General features: G+C 69.5%; 18 protein-coding genes, 1 tRNA gene and 1 pseudogene. 4 read left to right on the top strand and 16 right to left on the bottom strand.

The genetic code is table 11. The annotated features are described in order from the left end of the window. From DI272_RS45490 to DI272_RS24415, 3 genes are all read left to right on the top strand, one after another. Positions 1–350 (top strand): GNAT family N-acetyltransferase (locus tag DI272_RS45490; RefSeq protein ID WP_258314652.1); only part of this gene is annotated, 350 nt, incomplete at its 5' end. 255 nt (positions 351–605) lie between these two features. Then, positions 606–1982, top strand: a complete 1377-nt coding sequence (locus DI272_RS24420; protein WP_109497423.1) for an FG-GAP and VCBS repeat-containing protein — start codon at positions 606–608, stop codon at positions 1980–1982. Between the two features lie 140 nt (positions 1983–2122). Continuing rightward, positions 2123–3100, top strand: a complete 978-nt coding sequence (locus DI272_RS24415; RefSeq protein WP_109497422.1) for a Yip1 family protein — start codon at positions 2123–2125, stop codon at positions 3098–3100. A gap of 91 nt (positions 3101–3191) precedes the next feature. Here DI272_RS24415 and DI272_RS24410 read toward each other — a convergent pair whose 3' ends face one another. From DI272_RS24410 to dcd, 3 genes are all read right to left on the bottom strand, one after another. Then, positions 3192–3977 (bottom strand): calcium-binding protein, encoded by a 786-nt coding sequence (locus DI272_RS24410; protein ID WP_109497421.1) that lies wholly within the window; start codon positions 3975–3977, stop codon positions 3192–3194. Between the two features lie 160 nt (positions 3978–4137). Beyond that, on the bottom strand, positions 4138–4641 hold the full coding sequence (locus DI272_RS24405; protein WP_109497420.1) for a phosphoribosyltransferase: 504 nt from the start codon (positions 4639–4641) through the stop codon (positions 4138–4140). A gap of 2 nt (positions 4642–4643) precedes the next feature. Then, positions 4644–5219: a dCTP deaminase gene (dcd, locus tag DI272_RS24400; protein WP_109497419.1), complete on the bottom strand. Its 576-nt coding sequence runs from the start codon at positions 5217–5219 to the stop codon at positions 4644–4646. Positions 5220–5793: 574 nt separating this feature from the next. Between dcd and DI272_RS24390 the strand changes: the two genes are divergently transcribed. Beyond that, positions 5794–5867: transfer RNA gene (locus DI272_RS24390), tRNA-Gly, on the top strand. Positions 5868–6118: 251 nt separating this feature from the next. On the opposite strand, the gene DI272_RS24385 is transcribed toward DI272_RS24390, so the two are convergent. The 13 genes and pseudogenes from DI272_RS24385 to DI272_RS24330 form a co-directional block, all read right to left on the bottom strand. Then, the gene (locus DI272_RS24385; protein ID WP_109497417.1) at positions 6119–6910 is read right to left on the bottom strand and encodes an ABC transporter permease; all 792 of its coding nucleotides are present in this window, start codon (positions 6908–6910) and stop codon (positions 6119–6121) included. Next, positions 6907–7899 carry an ATP-binding cassette domain-containing protein gene (locus tag DI272_RS24380; RefSeq protein WP_258314651.1) on the bottom strand — a complete coding sequence of 331 codons (993 nt, stop codon included), beginning with the start codon at positions 7897–7899 and terminating at the stop codon, positions 6907–6909. The genes DI272_RS24385 and DI272_RS24380 overlap by 4 nt, the downstream gene beginning before the upstream one ends. Positions 7900–7969: 70 nt before the next feature. Next, entirely contained in the window at positions 7970–8812 is an 843-nt protein-coding gene (locus tag DI272_RS24375) for a DUF4097 family beta strand repeat-containing protein (protein WP_109497415.1), read from the bottom strand. 87 nt (positions 8813–8899) lie between these two features. Next, positions 8900–9415, bottom strand: a complete 516-nt coding sequence (locus DI272_RS24370; RefSeq protein ID WP_109497414.1) for a toxin-antitoxin system HicB family antitoxin — start codon at positions 9413–9415, stop codon at positions 8900–8902. 150 nt (positions 9416–9565) lie between these two features. Further along, on the bottom strand, positions 9566–10231 hold the full coding sequence (locus DI272_RS45485) for an aminotransferase class I/II-fold pyridoxal phosphate-dependent enzyme (RefSeq protein ID WP_258314650.1): 666 nt from the start codon (positions 10229–10231) through the stop codon (positions 9566–9568). After that, positions 10176–10619, bottom strand: a pseudogene (locus DI272_RS45480) (aminotransferase class I/II-fold pyridoxal phosphate-dependent enzyme); the annotation flags it as partial. The pseudogene DI272_RS45480 and the gene DI272_RS45485, both read right to left, overlap by 56 nt. 101 nt (positions 10620–10720) lie before the next feature. After that, entirely contained in the window at positions 10721–13264 is a 2544-nt protein-coding gene (locus DI272_RS24360) for a sensor histidine kinase KdpD (RefSeq protein WP_109497413.1), read from the bottom strand. 2 nt (positions 13265–13266) lie between these two features. Further along, complete coding sequence (locus tag DI272_RS24355) at positions 13267–13950, bottom strand: response regulator (RefSeq protein WP_109497412.1); 684 nt, start codon at positions 13948–13950, stop codon at positions 13267–13269. 112 nt (positions 13951–14062) lie between these two features. Further along, positions 14063–14731 carry a potassium-transporting ATPase subunit C gene (locus tag DI272_RS24350; RefSeq protein WP_109497411.1) on the bottom strand — a complete coding sequence of 223 codons (669 nt, stop codon included), beginning with the start codon at positions 14729–14731 and terminating at the stop codon, positions 14063–14065. Positions 14732–14737: 6 nt separating this feature from the next. Next, entirely contained in the window at positions 14738–16843 is a 2106-nt protein-coding gene (kdpB, locus tag DI272_RS24345; RefSeq protein WP_375138062.1) for a potassium-transporting ATPase subunit KdpB, read from the bottom strand. A 44-nt stretch (positions 16844–16887) separates the two neighbouring features. Then, entirely contained in the window at positions 16888–18552 is a 1665-nt protein-coding gene (gene kdpA / locus DI272_RS24340) for a potassium-transporting ATPase subunit KdpA (RefSeq protein ID WP_109497409.1), read from the bottom strand. A gap of 8 nt (positions 18553–18560) precedes the next feature. Beyond that, positions 18561–18650, bottom strand: a complete 90-nt coding sequence (kdpF, locus tag DI272_RS24335) for a K(+)-transporting ATPase subunit F (RefSeq protein ID WP_016434100.1) — start codon at positions 18648–18650, stop codon at positions 18561–18563. Positions 18651–18934: 284 nt separating this feature from the next. Further along, positions 18935–20776: an APC family permease gene (locus DI272_RS24330; protein ID WP_109497408.1), complete on the bottom strand. Its 1842-nt coding sequence runs from the start codon at positions 20774–20776 to the stop codon at positions 18935–18937. Positions 20777–20818 lie beyond the last annotated feature (42 nt).

Raw genomic sequence — 20818 nt, 5'->3', positions numbered from 1 at the left:
CGGGCGGGCCGGTCGACGGCACGGTGGCGGCCGGCCGGGAGCCGTTCCCGGTGGCGGGGCTGGGTGGCGTGGTCGTCGCGCCGGACCTGCGGGGCCGCGGGCTGGCGCGGCTGGTCGTGGCCGCCGCCGCCCATGCCCGGGGCACCGGCGCGGAGTTCGGGCTGCTGTTCTGTCTGCCGGACCGGGTTCCCCTGTACCGGCGCCTGGGCTGGCGCGAGTCGGCGGACGGGATGCGGGTCGAGCAGCCCGGCGGGGTCGTGGCGCATCCGCTGCGCACGATGTGGCTGCCGCTGGCGGAGGGCGCCGTATGGCCGTCGGGTCCGGCGCGGCTGCACTCGTTGCCGATGTGAGGCGCGGCGCGTCGCACCCGTCGAGCGGCTGCATCCGTTGCCGACGTGCCGCGCGGCGCGCACCCCCCGTCCCCCCGGCCACAAAGATGTGCCGAACTCACGTACAACCCTTGCCCGTCGGCGGAGGTCTCCTGATCGCCGACCGCGCCGCGTACCCGAAGTGAGCCGCGCACAGCTCCCGGAGACCACGTGCGGTCCGCCCCCATCGACTGCGGACGCCCGCCAGGCGTCCCCGCATGCCGCAGGAGAATCCGCATGCACCAGCGTCCTCTGCGACTCGCCCTCGCGACGGCCACGGCGGCCGCGCTGACGGGCGGTCTGCTCACGTTCTCGGCCGCGACCGCGACCGCCGCCACCGTCGCCAAGCACTACGACGACTTCAACGGCGACGGCTACCGCGACCTGGCCTACAGCAACTACTCCAGCGGCATCTCCGGCCCCGACGGCTGGACCGGCGGCGCCGTCACCGTCGTCTACGGCTCGGCCGGCGGCCTCGACACCGGTCGCACCCAGGTCGTCCACCAGGACAGCCCCGGCATCCCCGGCACCGGCGAGGAGGACGACTACTTCGGCGAGTCGCTCAGCAGCGCCGACCTGAACAAGGACGGCTACGCGGACCTGATCGTCGGCAACGGCACGGAACACGTGGGCAGCGCGGAGTACCGCGGCACGGTCACCATCGTCTGGGGCTCCCGCTCGGGCCTGTCCGGCGGCACCAACCTCGCCCCCAGGTCCGGCGCGAGCGGCTCCCAGTCCCACTTCGGCAGCGAGCTCGCGACCGGCGACTTCAACGGCGACGGCTCCCCCGACCTCGCGGTGATCGGCGGCAGCGAGGCATGGCTGTACCGGGGCCCGTTCACCAAGTCCGGTACGACGGGCAGCGTCACCAAGATCGACAAGGAGGGCGCGGGCTGGTACTCGCACGACCTCGCCGCCGGGAAGATCAACGGTGACGGCAGGACGGACCTGGTGGTCCTCGGCACCCAGTTCGTCGACAACAAGCCGGCCCACCGCATCTGGTACCTCAAGGGCGCCTCCTCGGGCCTGACCTCGGGCGCCTCGAAGACGTACGCGAGCGAGCCGTTCGCCGCCACGATCGGCGACTTCGACAAGAACGGCTACGGCGACATCGCCGTCGGCCTGCCCTGGAACAACGACGGCAAGGGCATCGTCAGCGTCTGGCGCGGCACGTCCTCGGGGCCGAGCGGCTCGATGACGTACAACCAGGCCTCCTCCGGCGTCTCCGGCAGCCCCGAGGCCGACGACAACTTCGGCTACTCCGTCTCGGCCGCCGACACCAACGGCGACGGCTACGCAGACCTCGCGGTCGGCGTCCCGCAGGAGGACGTCGACGGCAAGGAGGACCAGGGCGGCGTCACCGTCTTCCGCGGCGGCTCCGGCGGCCTGACCGGCACCCGCTCCACCTGGATCCCGCAGTCGGTCCTCGGCCCCGCCGACTCCTACGTCTCCTTCGGCTCCGCGGTCCGCCTGCGCGACCTCGACCGCGACGGCAGGGCCGACCTGACGGTGGGCGCGAACGGCGACGGCCTGCTCATGCGCGGCACGACCACGACCCCGACCGCGACGGGCGCCGTCCACCTGCCGGAGTACGGCGGCGGCTTCCTCGACTGACGCCACGCCTGACCGCCCGTCAGACACCCGGAACTTTGCCCGTCCCCAGGGTCGTTGAGCGCAACCGACGACTCCGCCCCGCGTGACCGCCGCCGCCCCGCCTCCGAACCCCCGTGACCTTCAGGGATTCCCCGTAGGGGATGTCACAGCTCGGCCGCAAAGCCGGGTCCGCACCCCCGGGCCCGGCACGCCGCTCCCCGGGACCAGGTACGTTCGAAGGCGTGGCTGGATTCAGGATCGGACGCGGCCGGGACAACGGCGCTCCTCACACGCGACCGCAACAACCTCCGTACGGGCAGCAGGCCCCGCAGGGACCGTCGTACGGCGGCTACCCCGCGCCGCCGCAGCCCCAGCCGTACCCGGGACAGCAGGGGTACGGCGGTGGCCACCAGGGCGGCGGCTACGACGAGCCGGAGTACTTCGGCGACGGCGGCTACGGCCCGCAGCAGGGCGCCGGCCACGACCCGTACGCGGCGAACAACCCCGGGCACACCCAGGCGTTCACGGTCGGCGAGGACCCGTACAACCAGGGCGGCACGTACCGCGCGGGCTCCACGCCCCCGGCGGGCCCCGTCGGCCCCCGCCTGCACTGGAAGGACCTGCTGCGGGGCATCGTCCTGGCCCCCAACCAGACCTTCCTCCAGATGCGGGACTACACGATGTGGGTCCCCGCCCTCGTCGTCACCTTCCTCTACGGCCTGCTGGCCGTCTTCGGCTTCGACGGCGCCCGCGAGGAGGCGATCAACGCCACCCTCTCGAACGCGGTCCCGATCGTCCTGACGACCGCGGTCGCGATGGTCCTGTCGTCCTTCGTCCTGGGCGTGGTCACCCACACCCTGGCCCGCCAGCTCGGCGGCGACGGCGCCTGGCAGCCCACGGTCGGCCTGTCGATGCTGATCATGTCCCTCACGGACGCGCCCCGCCTGGTCTTCGCCATGTTCTTCGGCGGCGACGCGACCTTCGTCCAGGCCCTCGGCTGGGCGACCTGGGTGGCGGCCGGCGCACTGCTCACGCTCATGGTCTCCAAGTCCCACGACCTGCCGTGGCCGAAGGCGCTGGGCGCGTCCGCGATCCAGCTGATCGCACTGCTGTCGATCGTGAAGCTGGGCACGTTCTGATACGGGTACGGACGTCGCGCGCCCTGGTGGTCGTTGCCACCAGGGCGCGCGACGGCTATCAGGTGGCGCGACGCCTGCCTGGTGGTGACGACTACTGGACGTCGACGAAGTCACCCGCGGCGTTGACGGCCGGGGTGGTCGAGGTGCCCGCGAAGGCGTAGCGGAAGTAGCCGTCGGTGGCGGCGGTGACGGTGGTCTTGAGGTTGCCCGTCGAGTTGGTCTTGATCGTCTTCACCGTGGTGTAGGTGCTGGAGCCCTTCTTGCGGAACTGCAGCTTCACCGGCTGGTTGGCGTACCCGTGGTACTGGTTGTCCTCCCAGTTGGCGCGGGAGAGCTTGCCGGTGACGGTGATGGTCTTGCCCTTGCGGACCGGCTCGGGCGAGGCGTTGACCGTCAGCTTCGAGGCGCGCTGCACCTTGAAGGTGGTGGCCGCGTCGCGGTGGATGTAGTCGAGGTCGTTGGCGGAGACGAGCGTCCTGAGGTCCCAGGTGGCCGCCGCGGCGTTGTTGACGAAGCCGGTCGAGCCCTGCGGGTCGAAGGTGAGCGTGCCCGAGCAGGTCGACGTGGTGGCGCTGACCTTGACGCAGGTGATGTCGCCGTCGTCGTACCAGATCTGCGCGTAGTTCGGGCTCGGACCGAAGGCACTGATGTACGTGGTCTCGGCGATGCCGGAATCGTCGGTCGCGGTCACGGACACCTTGGCGGACACCACGTTGGTGGTGCCGACCACGACCGGCTTGCCGCCGTTGACGACGACCTTGTCGATGGTGATGTCCCCCGAGCCGCCGTCATCCGCCTGGGCACTGGTGGCACCGACCGCGGTGACGACCAGCGCGACGCTGGTACCGAGCAGGGCAAGGCGCGTGGTTGCGCGCATGAACGTCCCCCCATGGAGTTCTTGATCATGAACGGATCATGAATGGATCACGAACGGATCGCGAGTGATCAGAAACTGATCACAGGGGAGCGTAAGCCGCCGACCATCCCCCAACCATGTCGCTATTTCAACGACTCTGCCACAGCACTGTCACAACAACTCAGGCATCAAGCACCTGCCCTGTCCGCTTGATCACCGGGGGTTCGACGGACCACGGGAAGTTGATCCAGTCGTCGGTGCGCTTCCAGACGTACTCGCACTTCACGAGGGAGTGGGACTTCTCGTAGACGACGGCGGAGCGCACCTCGGCGACGTGGTCGAGGCAGAAGTCGCGGACCAGCTTGAGCGTCTTGCCGGTGTCGGCGACGTCGTCGGTGATCAGGACCTTCTTGTCGGAGAAGTCGATGACGTTGGGGACGGGGGCCAGCATGACCGGCATTTCGAGGGTCGTCCCCACCCCCGTGTAGAACTCCACGTTCACGAGGTGGATGTTCTTGCAGTCGAGGGCGTAGGCGAGCCCGCCCGCGACGAAGACCCCGCCCCGCGCGATGCTGAGCACGACGTCGGGCTCGTACCCGTCGTCGGCGATGGTCTGCGCGAGCTCACGGACGGCGGTGCCGAAGCGCTCGTAGGTCAGGTTCTCCCGTACCGCTGCGTCACTCATGCTCACACCTGGGTCCGGTGGAAGTTGAGGAAGGAGCGGGAGGCGGTGGGCCCGCGCTGCCCCTGGTACCGGGAGCCGTAGCGCTCGCTGCCGTAGGGGAACTCGGCCGGCGAGGACAGCCGGAACATGCACAGCTGGCCGATCTTCATGCCGGGCCACAGCTTGATGGGGAGGGTGGCGAGGTTGGACAGCTCCAGCGTGACGTGTCCGCTGAAACCGGGGTCGATGAACCCGGCGGTGGAGTGGGTGACGAGCCCGAGCCGCCCGAGCGAGGACTTGCCCTCCAGGCGGGAGGCGAGGTCGTCGGGAAGGGTGATGACCTCGTACGTCGACGCGAGCACGAACTCCCCGGGGTGCAGGATGAACGGCTCGTCGCCCTCCGGCTCCACCAGCCGCGTCAGGTCGCCCTGCTCGATGGAGGGGTCGATGTGCGGGTACCGGTGGTTCTCGAACACCCGGAAGTAGCGATCGAGGCGCACGTCGATACTCGACGGCTGCACCATGGATTCGTCGTAGGGATCGATCCGTACCCGCCCGGCGTCGATCTCGGCCCGGATGTCCTTGTCTGAGAGAAGCACGTCCCGAGGATACGCAAGGCGCGCGGACCGACCGAATCGGACGCCGCGCGCCTGTCTCACTGCCCGGTGACCGCTCCTGCGACCACCACTCTGACCACCACTCTGACCACTGCTCCGACTACTGCGCTGACTGCCGCTGCGGCTACTGCTTCTCCAAGGTCACCGGCACGACGCTGCGAAGCCGAGCACACCGTGGACATCGGACCAGCCGACCGGGGCCGAGCCGCTCGGCCTGCTGCATCGGGAACGAAGCGGTGCTGAACACGTGCCCATCGGCACAACGGACGACGGTGCGTTCCATCAAGTCCCAGAGTCCCTTCCCCAAGAGCCTCGTCCGGCTGCTGCTCGCCGGACGACAAATGCCACATTACGGGATGGAAGGAACGACTCTCCAGGCGGCACTCCGGCCACTCCCGGACCCTCTCCCACCCCTCCACGGTACGCCCCAACTCCGGCCCCCCGCAGCCCTGTCACACCCCTGAAACGCACTCAGACCCCACGGCTTCGGCGCCGGGGGTCTGACATGAGGTACAGTGACGAGGCATTACGACACCGGGTCGAACCGGCGTCTTACGCGGGTGTAGTTTAATGGTAGAACATCAGCTTCCCAAGCTGAGAGCGCGAGTTCGATTCTCGTCACCCGCTCCAGAGAGAAACCCCAGGCCATCGTCCTGGGGTTTGTTTGTTATCTAGTCCAATTCAGGGGCCCCGTGCCCTCCGCGTGCCCTAAGTGGAGGCCCGCGAGGCCCTTCGAGTGCATTCAAGTGGCGACTTCGACGCGCCGACCCGCCGATGTCTCAAATGGCGAGACACGCTTTGCGTGACCTGCGCCACAGTCGAAGCAAGCGGGGAGCAAGTCGCTTACGCAAAGGGCGACTTGGCCTGAGCCCGCCGACTTCCTACCTCGGGTCGCGGTCGAACAGCGACGTGGACCAGAGGTAGCCGAGCGCGGCCAGGCCCACGCACCAGGCGACGGTGATCCAGCCGTTGTTGCCGATCTCTGTGCCGAGGAGCAGTCCGCGCAGGGTTTCGATGGCCGGGGTGAAGGGCTGGTACTCGGCGATCGGCTGAAACCAGCCCGGCATCGCGTCGACCGGCACGAAGGCGCTGGAGAGGAGGGGCAGGATCATCAGCGGCATCGCGTTGTTGCTGGCCGCCTCCGGGTTCGGACTGGACAGACCCAGGCCGACCGCGATCCAGGTCAGGGCCAGGGCTACGAGGGCCAGCAGTCCGAACGCCAGGATCCACTCCAGGACGGTGGCGTTCGTGGAGCGGAACCCGATCGCCGCGGCGACGGCCCCGACGAGGACCACGCTCATCACGCACTGCAGGACGCTGCCGATGACGTGCCCGATGAGCACCGACCCGCGGTGGATCGCCATCGTGCGGAAGCGGGCGATGATTCCCTCGGTCATGTCCATGGAGACGGACACAGCCGTGCCGATCGTGGTGCCGCCGATGGTCAGCATCAGGATGCCGGGAACGAGATAGGCGAGGTACTCGGACCTGCCGCCACCGCCGTCTCCGAGGCCGGCGCTCATGGTGCCGCCGAAGATGTAGACGAAGAGCAGCAGCAGCACGACGGGTGTGAGCAGCAGATTCAGCGTCATGGACGGGTAGCGCCGGGCATGGAGGAGGTTGCGGCGCAGCATCGTGGACGAGTCGCGCACGGCGACGGAGAGGGCGCTCATCGGGCAGACTCCTTGGGCTGGTGCGGCTGGTCGGTGTCGCCGGTCAGGGCGAAGAAGACGTCGTCGAGGTCGGGGGTGTGCAAGGTCAGTTCGTCGGCTTCGACGCCGGCCGCGTCCAGCCAGTCGAGGATCGAGCGCAGTTCGCGCTGGCTGCCGTCGCTGGGGAGCTGGAGGGTGAGCGCGTCGTCGTCGTGGGCGGCCTCGCCCAGGGCGGAGGCGGCGCTGCGGTAGGCGGCCGGGTCGGTGAAACGGAGTCGGACATGGCCGCCGGGGATGAGCCGTTTGAGCTCCTCGGGCGTGCCCTCGGCGACGATCCTGGCTTCGTTCAGCACCGCGATGCGGTCGGCGAGTTCGTCGGCCTCGTCCAGGTACTGCGTGGTGAGGAAGACGGTCGTACCGCCGGAGACCAGCTCGCGGATGATCTGCCACATGTTGTGGCGGGCGCGGGGGTCGAGGCCGGTGGTGGGCTCGTCGAGGAAGATGATCCGCGGGCTTCCCACCAGCGTCATGGCGATGTCGAGGCGGCGCTTCATGCCGCCGGAGTAGGTGGAGGCGGGCTTCTTCGCCGCCTGCGTGAGGTCGAAGCGCTCCAGCAGTTCGGCGGCGACGCGTCGGCCTTCGCTCCTGGAGAGGTGGTGCAGGTCGGCCATCAGGAGCATGTTCTCCTCGCCGGTGATCAGACCGTCCACGGCGGAGAACTGCCCGGTGACCCCGATCGCGGCCCGCACGGCCTGCGGGTCGGTTGCCAGGTCATGTCCCGCGACCTGGGCCTGGCCGTCGTCGGCGCCGATGAGCGTGGAGAGGATCTTCACGGCGGTGGTCTTGCCGGCACCGTTGGGTCCCAGCAGGGCGAACACCGACCCGGTCGGGATGCGCAGATCGATGCCGTCGAGGACGGTCTTGTCGCCGTACGACTTGCGCAGACCGAGGGCGGACACGGCCGTCGTAGAGCCGCTTTCCTTGGACGTGGGCATGACAGAAGAAGGCATGTGGCTCTCCCGTTCGAAGGCTGACGTGGCTGAGGGACGAGGAGATGCAACAGGACCAAGGGCGCGGTCCTCAGGGCTTGGCGCGGAAGACGTCGATGTTGCCCCAGCTGGTCCGGGCGCGGACCTTGACCGTGTCCTCGGTGTGCTCCGGGGCCTCGGAGGCGGTGAGGGTATTGCGTACCAGCCCGCGCTGGGAGCTGACGTCGAGCCAGGCGGCGGTGCCCTCCCGGATCCCGATCTCGATGGAACCGTTGGATGTCTCCAACTGGACCTGGCCACGCACGACTTCGGCGACCCTGAGGACACCGTTGGTGGAGGTTCCGGTGACCGACGCCTCGGCGCGTGAGATGTCGATGGCACCGTTGGCGCCGCTCACCTTCAGATCACCGGAGACCGCGCCCACGTTCGTGTTGCCGTTGGAGTTCTTCAGGACGGCGGAACCGTCGACCGTGCCGACGCGCAGATTGCCGGAGCTGGTGGTGATCTCGGCCCTGCCCTCGATCCGGTCGACCACGACCGAGCCGTGGGAGGCGGTCAGCTCGACCGGCCCCGTGGTGTCGAGGCGGACATCACCGACAGAGGTCTTCACCCGGACCTCGCCGAGCCGCCCCTCACCGAGCACCTGGGCCCAGGCGCCGGTCACCTCGACGCTTGACCCGGTGGGCAGTTCGACCGTCACGTCGGCGACGCCGGAGGGTCCGATCATGCGGCGCTCCTTCGTCCTGACGGTCAGGACGCCGCCGGCGAAGGTGACCTCGGTCTGCTCGGCGGCCCGCACGTCCTTGTCCCGTTGCGGGTCGCGGGGGCGCACCTCGACGACGGTGTCCTGACGCTCGCCGGCGGTGAGCCGGAGGGAGCCGGCGGCCACATGGGCGTTGACCGAGATCGGTTCGGGGGTGTCGAAAGAAGGCATGGCTGTCCCGTCCTCGTGAGTCGTGGGAGCGTCCCCGCTGGTGGGACGTGGTGTGGGTGAAGTGCCTTTGTGTACCGGCCGGGGTGGCTAGCGCACCCAGCCCGTGAAACTCTGTCCGACGTTCTGGACCTTGCCCGCCGCGCGCGGCCGGGTTCCGCCGTCCACCGCGGCGGACACGGCACGCACCAGCCACGCGTTGACCGACAGGCCCTCGCTGCTCGCGGCCTCCTCGGCGCGCGTCTTGAGGTGGGCCGGCAGTCGCAGGTTGACGCGGGCGGTACCGCCCTCGTCCGCGTCGGCGGCCGGGGTCGTGACCGGTTCGAAGGGTGCGGCCGGCGCCACCGGGGCGGCGTCCTCGGTGGACGGCAGTGTCACCACGAAGTCGGGATCGAGTCCGCGCAGTCGTACGTCGACCGAACCAGGGGCGAGTTCGCGGGTGATCTCGTCCATCGCCGCGGAGAGCACGTTGAGCATGACCAGCCGGGTCGCCGACTCCAGGGGAGCGGTCAGCCTCTCGGCCAGCTCGCGGGCTTCGACGCCTCCGGCTTCGGCAGCCACCGCGAGTTCGCGGCGGAGGTTGTCGACGTACGGGGTGAGGTCCATGGCGCCATGATGGCACCATGCTGGCGCCACACGCAACCACCCGAGGTTGCCAAACCGAGATTCAAGGAGACCGAAGGCACCTCACCTGCATAAACATGGAATGGCGCTGGATGGCACCATCTAGTGCCATCCAGCGCCGCACCGTCAGCTTCAGTGAGCCGTCAGGCGGGCTTCGCGGATGCAGGTGTCGAGGATGTCGATCGCGGTGGCGATGTCCTCGTCGGTGTGGTCCGCCATGGCCTGCATACGGAAGCGGGACGCGTCCGAGGCGACCGCGGGCTGTTCGACGAGGTGGGCGACCAGGCCGGCGCGGGCGATGAGGCCGGAGGCGGTACGGCCGGTCGGGGTGTCGCCGATGAGGACGGGGACGACCGGGCAGACCACGTCGCCCATGACCTCCGGGCCGCGGGCCGTGAGGCCCTCGCGCAGCCGGGTCGCGACCGGCCTGACCGCCGCACGGCGCCGCGTGCTCTCGGGTGAGGTGACGACGCCGAGTGCCGCCAGGGCCACCGCCGTCTGCACGGGGGTGATGGCGCTGGAGAAGGTCTGCGGGCCGCCGAACATCCGGACACACTCGCGCGCGGAGGCCGACGGTGTGGCCAGGAAGCCGCCGGTCGTCGCGAAGGTCTTCGAGAACGCGCCGACGACGAACGTCGACCTCGCCGAGGATGCCGTGCACCTCCGGCTGGCCGCCGCCGCGCTCGCCCATGGCGCCGGAGTCGTGGGCCACGTCGACCATGAACTGGGCGCCGAACTCCCGGCAGATGCCGAGGAGTTCGTCCAGTCGCGGGGTATCGGAGTCCATGGAGAGGACACCCTCGGTGACGACGAGGACGGCGTTCTTGGTGTCGGTGGCGCGGATGCCGGTGAGGTGGCGGCGGACGGCGTCGTTGTCGAGGTGGCGGAAGAAGTCCACCGTGGCTCCGCTGGCGGCGGCGCCCTGGCGCAGCGAGTCGTGGGAGAGCCTCTCGAGGAGGATGTGGTCACGGCGGTGCACGAGCGCCCGTATGGTGCCGAAGCCGGAGGCCCAGCCGGTCGGGAAAAGCATGACGTGCTCGGTGCGCAGGGCCTCGGCGAGACCGGCCTCCAGGGCTTTGCTCAGCGGGGTGGCGCCTCCCAGGGCGGGCGAGTCGGCGGTGAGCGGGCCGTAGTCGCGCGACGCCTGGTGGGCGGCGTCGAGGACGGCGGGGTGCCTGGTCACCATGCTCACAACACGGCCGCAACCGGCGGTCTCCGGTGCCGCGAGCGTGCCGTCCGGCGCCCGGGACGCGACAGGCTGCGGCCACGTCAAGGACGCCCCCACTCTCAAGACGTGGCCGTCGCCGACACATCCGGCTGCTCGGGTCGGCGCTGTGGTGCCGTGCTCAGGGACAGGACCATGGTGAGGCCGCCGCCCGGGGTGTCCTCGGCGTGGATCGTGCCGGCCATCGCCTCGGTGAAGCCTCGGGCGACCGCGAGACCGAGGCCGACTCCGGCACCTCGCGGGGAGTCGCCGTAGCGCTGGAAGGGTTCGAAGATGCGGTCCTTGGCCTCGTCGGGGACGCCCGGACCGCGGTCGACCACGCGCACCTCGACGCGGTCGGCCAGGGCGCTCGCGGACACCAGGACCGTCTCGCCCGGCGGGCTGTACTTGACGGCGTTCTCGACGATGTTGGCGACGGCCCGTTCGAGCAGCCCCCGGTCGACGGCGACCATGGGCAGGGTCTCGGGGATGTCGAGGTCGACGCTGTCCTCGGGGACGCCGCCGAGCGCCATCGGGATGACCTCGTCGAGGTCGGTCTCGCGGATGATCGGCGTGACGGTGCCGGTCTGGAGGCGGGACATGTCGAGGAGGTTGCCGACGAGGTTGTCGAGGCGGTCGGCGCCGTCCTCGATGGACTCCAGCAGTTCCGCCTGATCCTCCTGCGACCAATCGACGTCGTCCGAACGCAAAGACGTGACCGCGGCCTTGATCCCGGCCAGCGGGGTGCGCAGGTCGTGGCTGACGGCGGCCAGCAGGGCGGTGCGGATGCGGTTGCCCTCGGCCAGGGCCCGCGACCGGTCGGCCTCCTCCTGGAGGCGCCGCCGGTCCAGGACCACGACGGCCTGCGCGGCGAAGGCCGCGAGGACGCGGCGGTCCTCGGCCGGCAGCACCCGGCCCGTCAGCGCGAGCGCCATGTGGTCACCGACCGGCACCTCGACGTCCGCGTCGTCCGGAACCGCGCAGGGCCGCGAGCCCACGCTCCCGGCGCAGGTCCAGGGCAGCACCTCGCTCTCTCGTTCCAGCAGCGCCACGGACTCCATGCCGAAGGTCTCGCGGACCCGTTCGAGCAGTTCATCCAGGCTGGTCTCGCCGCGCAGCACGTTCCCCGCCAGGAAGGAGAGGATCTCCGACTCGGCGCGCAGACGGGCGGCCTGGTGGGTGCGGCGGGCGGCGAGATCGACGACCGAGGCGACGGACACGGCGACCCCGACGAAGATCGCGATGGCGACGATGTTCTTCGGGTCGGCGATCGTGAAGGTGTGGACGGGCGGGGTGAAGTACCAGTTCAGCAGCAGGGAGCCGACCGCCGCCGAGGCCAGCGCGGGGAAGAGTCCGCCGAGGATGGCGGCCGCCACCGTCAGCGTCAGGAACAGCAGCATGTCGTTGGCGAGCCCGACGTCCGGGGCCACACCACGCAGCAGCCAGGTCAGCAGCACCGGCCCGCCGAGGCCGACCGTCCACCCCCAGATCACGCGGGAACGGCCCAGCAGCGCACCCCGGTTGACCGGGAGTCCGCGCCCCTTGCCGGCCTCGTCGTGGGTGATCAGATGCACGTCGAGGTCGGGTCCTGAGTCCCGGGCGACCGTGGCGCCGACGCCGGGACCGAAGACGTACTGCCAGCCTTTCCGGCGGGAGACGCCCAGCACGATCTGGGTGGCGTTGACCCCGCGCGAGAAGTCGAGCAGCGCGGCCGGGATGTCCTCGCCGACGACGTGGTGGAAGGTGCCGCCGAGGTCCTCGACGAGAGTGCGCTGGACGGCGAGTTCCTTGGGCGAGGCGGCGGTGAGGCCGTCACTGCGGGAGATGTAGACGGCCAGCACCTCGCCGCCGGCGCCCTTCTCGGCGAGCCGGGCGGCCCGCCGTATCAGCGTCCGTCCTTCCGGACCGCCCGTCAGGCCGACGACGATCCGCTCGCGTGAACCCCAGATGGTGGAGACCTGGTGTTCGCTGCGGTACTCGGTCAGATAGGCGTCCACCCGGTCGGCCACCCACAGCAGCGCCAGCTCCCGCAGCGCGGTGAGGTTTCCGGGGCGGAAGTAGTTGGAGAGGGCCGCGTCGACCTTGTCCGGCTTGTAGATGTTGCCGTGCGCCATACGGCGGCGCAGCGCGGGCGGGGACATGTCGACGAGCTCGATCTGGTCGGCGCGGCGTACGACCTCGTCGGGGACCGTCTCGCGCTGCCGTACCCCGGTGATCGACTCGACCACGTCGCCCAGGGACTCCAGGTGCTGGATGTTGACCGTGGAGATGACGTCGATGCCGGCGGCCAGGAGTTCCTCCACGTCCTGCCAGCGCTTGGTGTTGCGGGAGCCGGGGATGTTGGTGTGGGCCAGTTCGTCGACCAGGGCGACCTGGGGCCGGCGGGCCAGGACGGCGTCCACGTCCATCTCGGTGAAGACGCTGTCCCGGTATTGCAGTTCCTTGCGCGGAGTCTGTTCCAGACCATGCAGCATCACCTCGGTGCGGGGCCGATGGTGGTGTTCCACGAAGGCGACCACACAGTCGGTGCCCCGCTCGATACGGCGGTGGGCCTCGGACAGCATCGCGTAGGTCTTGCCGACACCGGGTGCCGCGCCGAGATAGATGCGGAGCTTGCCGCGTGCCATGGTCATCCTTCGTAGCGGTAGCCCATGCCGGGCTCGGTGATGAGGTAGCGGGGGTGGGCGGGGTCCGCTTCCAGTTTGCGGCGCAGCTGGGCCATGTACACCCGCAGATAGTTGGTCTTGTTGCCCTGGGTGACGCCCCACACCTCCTGGAGCAGCTGCTTCTGTGTGATCAGCCGTCCCGGGTGGGTGATCAGTATCTCCAGCAGGTGCCACTCGGTGGGTGTGAGGCGTACGTCGCGGCTGTCCTTGCGCACCTTCCTGGCCAGCAGGTCGATGCTGAAGTCCGCCGTCTCGACCAACGTCGCACCGGTGGCGAGCGGCACCTCCTCGGTCCGTCGAACGGCGGCCCGCAGCCGGGCAAGGAGTTCGTCCATGCTGAACGGCTTGGTGATGTAGTCGTCGGCACCGGCATCGAGAGCGGCTACCTTCTCCTCGGACGCCTGCCGGGCGGACAGCACCAGGATCGGCACCCGGGTCCAGCCGCGCAGGCCCTTGATGACCTCGACGCCGTCCATGTCGGGCAGGCCCAGGTCGAGCATCACGACATCGGGTTGCCGGGCAGCCGCGAGCCGCAGCGCGGTGGCACCGTCGGGGGCCGCGTCGACCCCGTACCGGCGTGCCTGGAGATTGATGATGAGGGCCCGTACGAGCTGCGGGTCGTCCTCCACCACCAGCACCCGTGTCATCGGCGTGCGCCTTCCTGTCGTACGTCGTGGGGACGTACCTGTTTCATGACTGCGGGAGCCGGCGCGCCCGGTCGTCCGGGCCGCCGACTCCCCTGTGGGTCGTGTAACGCCATCAGCTCTTGGCCAGAAGTGCCTTGAGCGCGATGTTGAGTTCGAGGACGTTCACCCGGGGCTCTCCCATGAAGCCGAGCGTGCGGCCCTCGGTGTGGTCCTCGACCAGCTTCTGCACCTGGGCGACGGTCAGGCCGTTCTTCTCGGCGATCCGGTGGACCTGGATGTCCGCGTACTCCGGTGAGATGTTCGGGTCCAGGCCGGAGCCGGAGGACGTCACCGCGTCGGCGGGGACCTCGGACGCCTTGACCTTGTAGTCGGCGGTCGAGTTGTCCTTGATGACGGCGGCCTTGGCGGCCTTGACCCATGCGATCAGGTCGGCGTTGTCACCGGAACGGTTGGTGGCGCCGGACAGGATCAGCGAGTACTGCGTGTTGACGCTGTTGGTGCCGAGACCGTTCTGCGGGCGCCCCTGGAACCACTTGAGGTCGGGCGAGGCGGTTTCCTCGCCCTTCTTCAGCGGCAGGTTGTAGGACTGCCCGATCAGGGAGGAGCCAACGACCTTGCCGTCCGCCTTGATCTCCGAGCCGTTGGCCTTGTCGTGGAACAGGGCCTGGGCGATGCCGGTGACGACCAGCGGGTAGATGACGCCGGTGACCAGGGTCAGGACGAGCAGGGCCCGCAGGCCCGCCCCCAGCAGCCGGGCGGTGTTCGTAACCGAGTTGTTCATTGCCGATCAACCGATCCCGGGAATGAGGGAGATGAGCATGTCGATGATCTTGATGCCGATGAACGGCACGACCAGTCCGCCGAGTCCGTAGATCCCGAGGTTGCGGCGGAGCAGCTTGTCCGCGCTGACCGGCCGGTACTGCACACCGCGCAGGGCGAGCGGCACCAGCGCGATGATGATCAGCGCGTTGAAGATGACGGCGGACAGGATCGCGGAGTCCGGTGAGGACAGGCCCATGATGTTGAGCTTGTCCAGGCCCGGGTAGACGGCCGCGAACAGCGCCGGGATGATCGCGAAGTACTTCGCGACGTCGTTGGCGATCGAGAACGTGGTCAACGCGCCCCGGGTGATCAGCAGTTGCTTGCCGATCTCGACGATCTCGATGAGCTTGGTCGGGTTGGAGTCGAGGTCGACCATGTTGCCGGCCTCCTTGGCGGCCGACGTACCGGTGTTCATCGCGACGCCGACGTCCGCCTGGGCCAGCGCGGGGGCGTCGTTGGTGCCGTCACCGGTCATCGCGACGAGCTTGCCGCCCGCCTGCTCCCGCTTGATGAGCGCCATCTTGTCCTCGGGGGTGGCCTCCGCGAGGAAGTCGTCGACGCCCGCCTCCTCGGCGATCGCCTTGGCGGTCAGCGGGTTGTCGCCCGTGATCATGACGGTCTTGATGCCCATGCGGCGCAGTTCCTCGAACCGCTCCCGCATGCCCTCCTTGACGACGTCCTTGAGATGGATGACACCCAACACCCGGGCGCCTCGGGCGTCTTCGACGGCCACGAGCAGCGGGGTGCCACCGGCCTCGGAGATGCGGGTGGAGAGGGTGTCGGCGTCCTCGGACACCGTGCCGCCCTGTTCCTTGACCCAGGTGATGACCGAACCGGCCGCGCCCTTGCGGATCCTGCGTCCGTCGACGTCGACACCGGACATCCGGGTCTGCGCGGTGAACTCGATCCACTCGGCCCCGACGAGCTCGCCCTGGTGCCGCTCGCGCAGCCCGTACTTCTCCTTCGCCAGTACGACGACGGAGCGGCCCTCGGGCGTCTCGTCGGCCAGCGACGACAGCTGGGCGGCGTCGGCGACCTCGGCCTCGGTGGTGCCGCTGACCGGCACGAACTCGGACGCCTGACGGTTGCCGAGGGTGATGGTGCCGGTCTTGTCGAGGAGGAGGGTCGAGACGTCACCCGCGGCCTCGACCGCCCTTCCGGACATGGCCAGTACGTTGCGCTGCACCAGCCGGTCCATGCCGGCGATACCGATCGCGGAGAGCAGGGCGCCGATCGTGGTCGGGATCAGGCAGACCAGCAGCGCCACCAGGACGACCATGGTCAGGTGCGTGCCCGCGTAGTCGGCGAACGGCGGCAGGGTGGCCACCGCGAGCAGGAAGACGATCGTCAGAGACGCGAGCAGGATGTTCAGCGCGATCTCGTTCGGGGTCTTCTGCCGGGCCGCGCCCTCGACCAGGTTGATCATCCGGTCGATGAAGGTCTCGCCGGGCTTCGTCGTGATCTTGATGACGATGCGGTCGGAGAGGACCTTCGTACCGCCTGTGACGGCACTGCGGTCGCCGCCGGACTCGCGGATGACCGGGGCTGACTCGCCGGTGATGGCCGACTCGTCGACGGAGGCGACGCCCTCGACGACGTCACCGTCGCCGGGGATGATGTCGCCCGCCTCGCAGACCACCAGGTCGCCGATGCGCAGCTCGGTGCCGGGGATCTGCTCCTCGGCCTTGCCGTCCGCGGCGAGCCGCCGGGCGACGGTGTCGGTCTTGGCCTTGCGCAGCGTGTCGGCCTGCGCCTTGCCGCGGCCCTCGGCGACGGCCTCCGCCAGGTTGGCGAAGATCACCGTCAGCCACAGCCAGGCGCTGATCGCCCAGCCGAACCAGTCGCCCGGGTCCTTGAAGGAGAAGACCGTCGTCAGCACCGAGCCGACGAGGACCACGAACATCACGGGGGACTTGACCATCACCCGCGGGTCGAGTTTGCGGCACGCGTCCGGCAGCGACTTCAGCAGCTGCTTCGGGTCGAAGAGACCCGCGCCGACACGTCCCTCGGCGGCCTTGTGGCCGGTGGGTACGTCGCTGTGCGGCGCCCGGGTCGGGGTGGCTGTGGACATCGAGTCCTCTTGATCTTCTGAATGGGGCTTCTCTATGCGGGTCGTCATGACGCCAGCCCCTCGGCCAGCGGCCCCAGCGCGAGCGCGGGGAAGTAGGTCAGACCGGTGATGATGAGGATCGCGCCCACCAACAGGCCGGTGAACAGCGGCTTCTCGGTGCGCAGGGTGCCCGCGGTGACCGGTACCGGCTTCTGCTCGGCGAGCGAACCGGCGAGCGCCAGCACGAACACCATCGGCAGGAAGCGGCCGAAGAGCATGCACAGGCCGAGCGTCGAGTTGAACCACTGTGTGTCCGCGTTCAGCCCGGCGAAGGCCGAGCCGTTGTTGTTGGAGGCCGACGTGTAGGCGTACAGGATCTCGGAGAAGCCGTGCGCCCCGCTGTTGGTCATCGAGTGGCCCGGGGTGGGCAGTGCCATCGCGGCCGCGGTGAAGATGAGCACCAGCGCCGGAGTGACGAGGATGTAGCAGGCCGCGAGCTTGATCTCGCGGGTGCCGATCTTCTTGCCGAGGTACTCGGGTGTACGGCCGACCATCAGACCGGCGATGAACACCGCGATGACCGCCATGATCAGCATGCCGTAGAGACCGGATCCGGTGCCGCCGGGCGCGATCTCGCCCAGCATCATGCCGAGCATGGTGATGCCGCCGCCGAGGCCGGTGAAGGAGGAGTGGAAGGAGTCCACCGCGCCGGTCGAGGTGAGCGTCGTGGAGGTCGCGAAGATGGACGAGGCGCCGACGCCGAAGCGGACCTCCTTGCCCTCGTAGGCCCCGCCGGCGATGTCGAACGCCGGGCCGTGGTGGGCGAACTCGGTCCACATCATCAGGGCGACGAAGCCGACCCAGATGGTGGCCATGGTCGCGAGGATCGCGTAGCCCTGCTTGACCGAGCCGACCATGATGCCGAAGGTGCGGGTCAGGGCGAACGGGATGACCAGCAGCAGGAAGATCTCGAAGAGGTTCGTGAACGGCGTCGGGTTCTCGAACGGATGCGCGGAGTTGGCGTTGAAGTAGCCGCCGCCGTTGGTGCCCAGCTCCTTGATGGCCTCCTGCGAGGCGACCGCGCCGCCGTTCCACTGCTGCGAACCGCCCATGAACTGCCCGACTTCATGGATCCCGGAGAAGTTCTGAATGGCACCGCAGGCGACCAGGACGATCGCGGCGACAAAGGCCCCCGGCACCAGGATGCGGACGACACCACGCACCAAGTCGGCCCAGAAGTTGCCGAGTTCACCGGTCCGCGACCGCGCGAACCCGCGCACCAGCGCGACGGCGACCGCGATGCCGACGGCCGCGGAGACGAAGTTCTGCACCGCCAGCCCGGCGGTCTGCACGACATGCCCCATGGCCTGCTCGCCGTAGTACGACTGCCAGTTGGTGTTGGTCACGAAGGAGGCGGCGGTGTTGAACGCCTGGTCCGGGTCGATCGCGGAGAAGCCGAGCGAACCGGGCAGGACACCTTGGAGCCGCTGGAGCAGATAAAGGAACAGGACACTCACGGCCGAGAAGGCGAGGACGCCGCGCAGGTACGCGGGCCAGCGCATCTCGGTGTTCGGGTTGGCGCCGATGCCCTTGTAGATCCACTTCTCGACGCGCCAGTGCTTGTCGGAGGAGTAGACCTTGGCCATGTAGTTGCCGAGGGGGACGTAGGCGAGGGCCAGTGCTCCTATGAGAGCGAGCAGCTGGAGGACGCCTGCGAGGACGGGACCCATGTCAGCTCTCAGAACCTCTCCGGGAAGATCAGGGCGAGGACGAGATAGCCCAGCAGGGCGACGGCCACGACGAGGCCGACGATGTTCTCGGCGGTCACAGCTTCGTCACCCCCTTGGCGACGAGGGCCACCAGCGCGAAGCACGCGATCGTGGTGACGACGAAGGCCAGATCGGCCATCGTGAACTCCCGGAAATGAGGTTCGGATCGGACTCGGACGGTTAGAGGAAACAGCCTTTCTGGCCGGATCCGGCTCTCGTTGACGGGTCCCTTACGGCGACGCGTACGGCTTTGACGCGACTCTTACGCCACCTGCCGTGACCGGCGGCTGAGCACCGCCGTCCGACGGGGGGAAGTCGCTGGGAATTCGTCAGAACAGCCGGGTCAGAAGAGGCGGAAGCGCAGTCGGCAGATCACCGCGTCCGTCTCCCTCCGCACGGCATGGGCGACGACGGCACCTCGCTGGTTCTGCAGCAGCCGCTGCCACAGCCGCTCCGGCTCCGTCTCCGGGATCAGCACGGTGACCCGGGCGTCGGGTTCGGCCGCGGTGACCTCACGGACGTAGGCGGCGATGGGGCGGCCCAGGGAGCGGCGCTCGCAGGCGAGCCGCACCAGCGGCACCCCCGGATCCCACTCGGCCCAGGCACGCTCCAGGGCGTGCAGGGCGGCCCGGTCCTCGGGGCCGGGGTAGCAGACGGTGACCGCGCGGACCTCGTCGCCGAGGGAGGCGGCGGCCGTCAGAGCCTCGGAGGTGAGGCGGGACAGCGAGGACACGGGCACGATGACGACCGAGCGGTCGCGGTGCGGGTGCTCGGGTATACGGCCCAGGCCCAGCCGCTCACCGATCCGCGCGTAGGCGCGGTGCACGGTCTCGAAGGTCGCGACCAGCAGGGGCAGGGCGATCACGATCAGCCAGGCGCCCTCCTCGAACTTGCCGGCAGTGACGACGACGGCCGCGACGCCGGTGAGGACGCCGCCGAAGCCGTTGAGCAGCGCCTTCCCGCGCCACCCCGGACCCTTTTCGAGCCGCCAGTGCCGGACCATGCCGACCTGGGCGATCGTGAAGCCGACGAAGACACCGATGGCGAAGAGCGGCACGAGCGTGTTGGTGTCACCGCCGGAGAAGACGAGCAGCGCGGCGGAGAGCAGAGCGAGGGCGAGGACGCCGTGGCGGTGGACCTGCCGGTCGGCCTTGAGGGCGAAGACATGCGGCAGGTAGTTGTCCCGGGCCAGCAGCTTGAGGAGCACCGGGAGGCCGCCGAAGGACGTGTTCGCCGAGAGGGCGAGCAGGATCATCGTCGCGAACTGGATGACGTAGAAAGCCCAGTTGTGCCCGAGCGAGGCGTCTGCGAGCTGGGCGAGGACGGTGACGCCCTCGACCGGCTGGAGGTGGAAGCGGCCGATGAGTACCGACAGGCCGATGAGCATCAGGCCGAGCACGGCGCCGAGGGCGACCTCCGCGCGCTGGGCGCGCTTGGCGCGCGGGGTGCGGAAGGACGGGACGGCGTTGGCGATGGCCTCCACGCCGGTGAGCGCGGCACAGCCGGAGGCGAAAGCTTTCAGCAGGAGCAGGGCGCCCACGGTGGTGGCGTTGTCGGCAGCCACCGAGGCGTGTCCGGCGGCGGTCACCGTGCTGACCGGCTCGGAGCGGAACAGGCCGACGGCTATCAGGACGAAGATCGAGCCGACGAAGACGATCGTCGGCACGATGAACGCCTTCGCCGACTCCACGATGCCGCGCAGGTTGACGGCCGTGATCAGGGCGAGCACGGCCAGGCACAGCAACAGCCGGTCGTCGTACAGGGACGGGAAGGCGGAGGTCAGCGCCGCCACGCCCGCCGTGACGGCGACGGCGACGTTGAGGACGTAGTCGAGGACGAGCGAGGCCGCCGCGACCAGGCTGGTGCGTGCGCCCAGGTGCCGCTTGGCGACCGCGTAGGAACCGCCGCCGTCCGGGAAGGCCGCGATGACCTGCCGGTACGAGGCGACCAGCACCGCCAGCAATCCAGCGATGGCCAGCGTGACGGGGAGCGTGAAGCCGAGGCCGTGGGCGCCCGCGGCGGCCAGCACGAGCACGATCGCCTCGGGACCGTACGCCACCGACGCCATCGCGTCCAGGGACAGCGCGGCAAGGCCGGTGACGGCGGTGAGGCGATGGCGCTCACCGGTATCCGGCGGTTCCTCGGCTGCGGGGGTCGCCCCGGGCTCGGTGGTCAGGACGGACATGGGCGGGTGCTCCTTCGTGCGGCAGCGCGGTTCAGCTGTGTG

This window comes from Streptomyces sp. Act143 (assembly GCF_003143935.1).
Taxonomy (GTDB): Bacteria; Actinomycetota; Actinomycetes; order Streptomycetales; family Streptomycetaceae; genus Streptomyces.
This window is presented reverse-complemented; position numbering and strand designations above follow the sequence as displayed.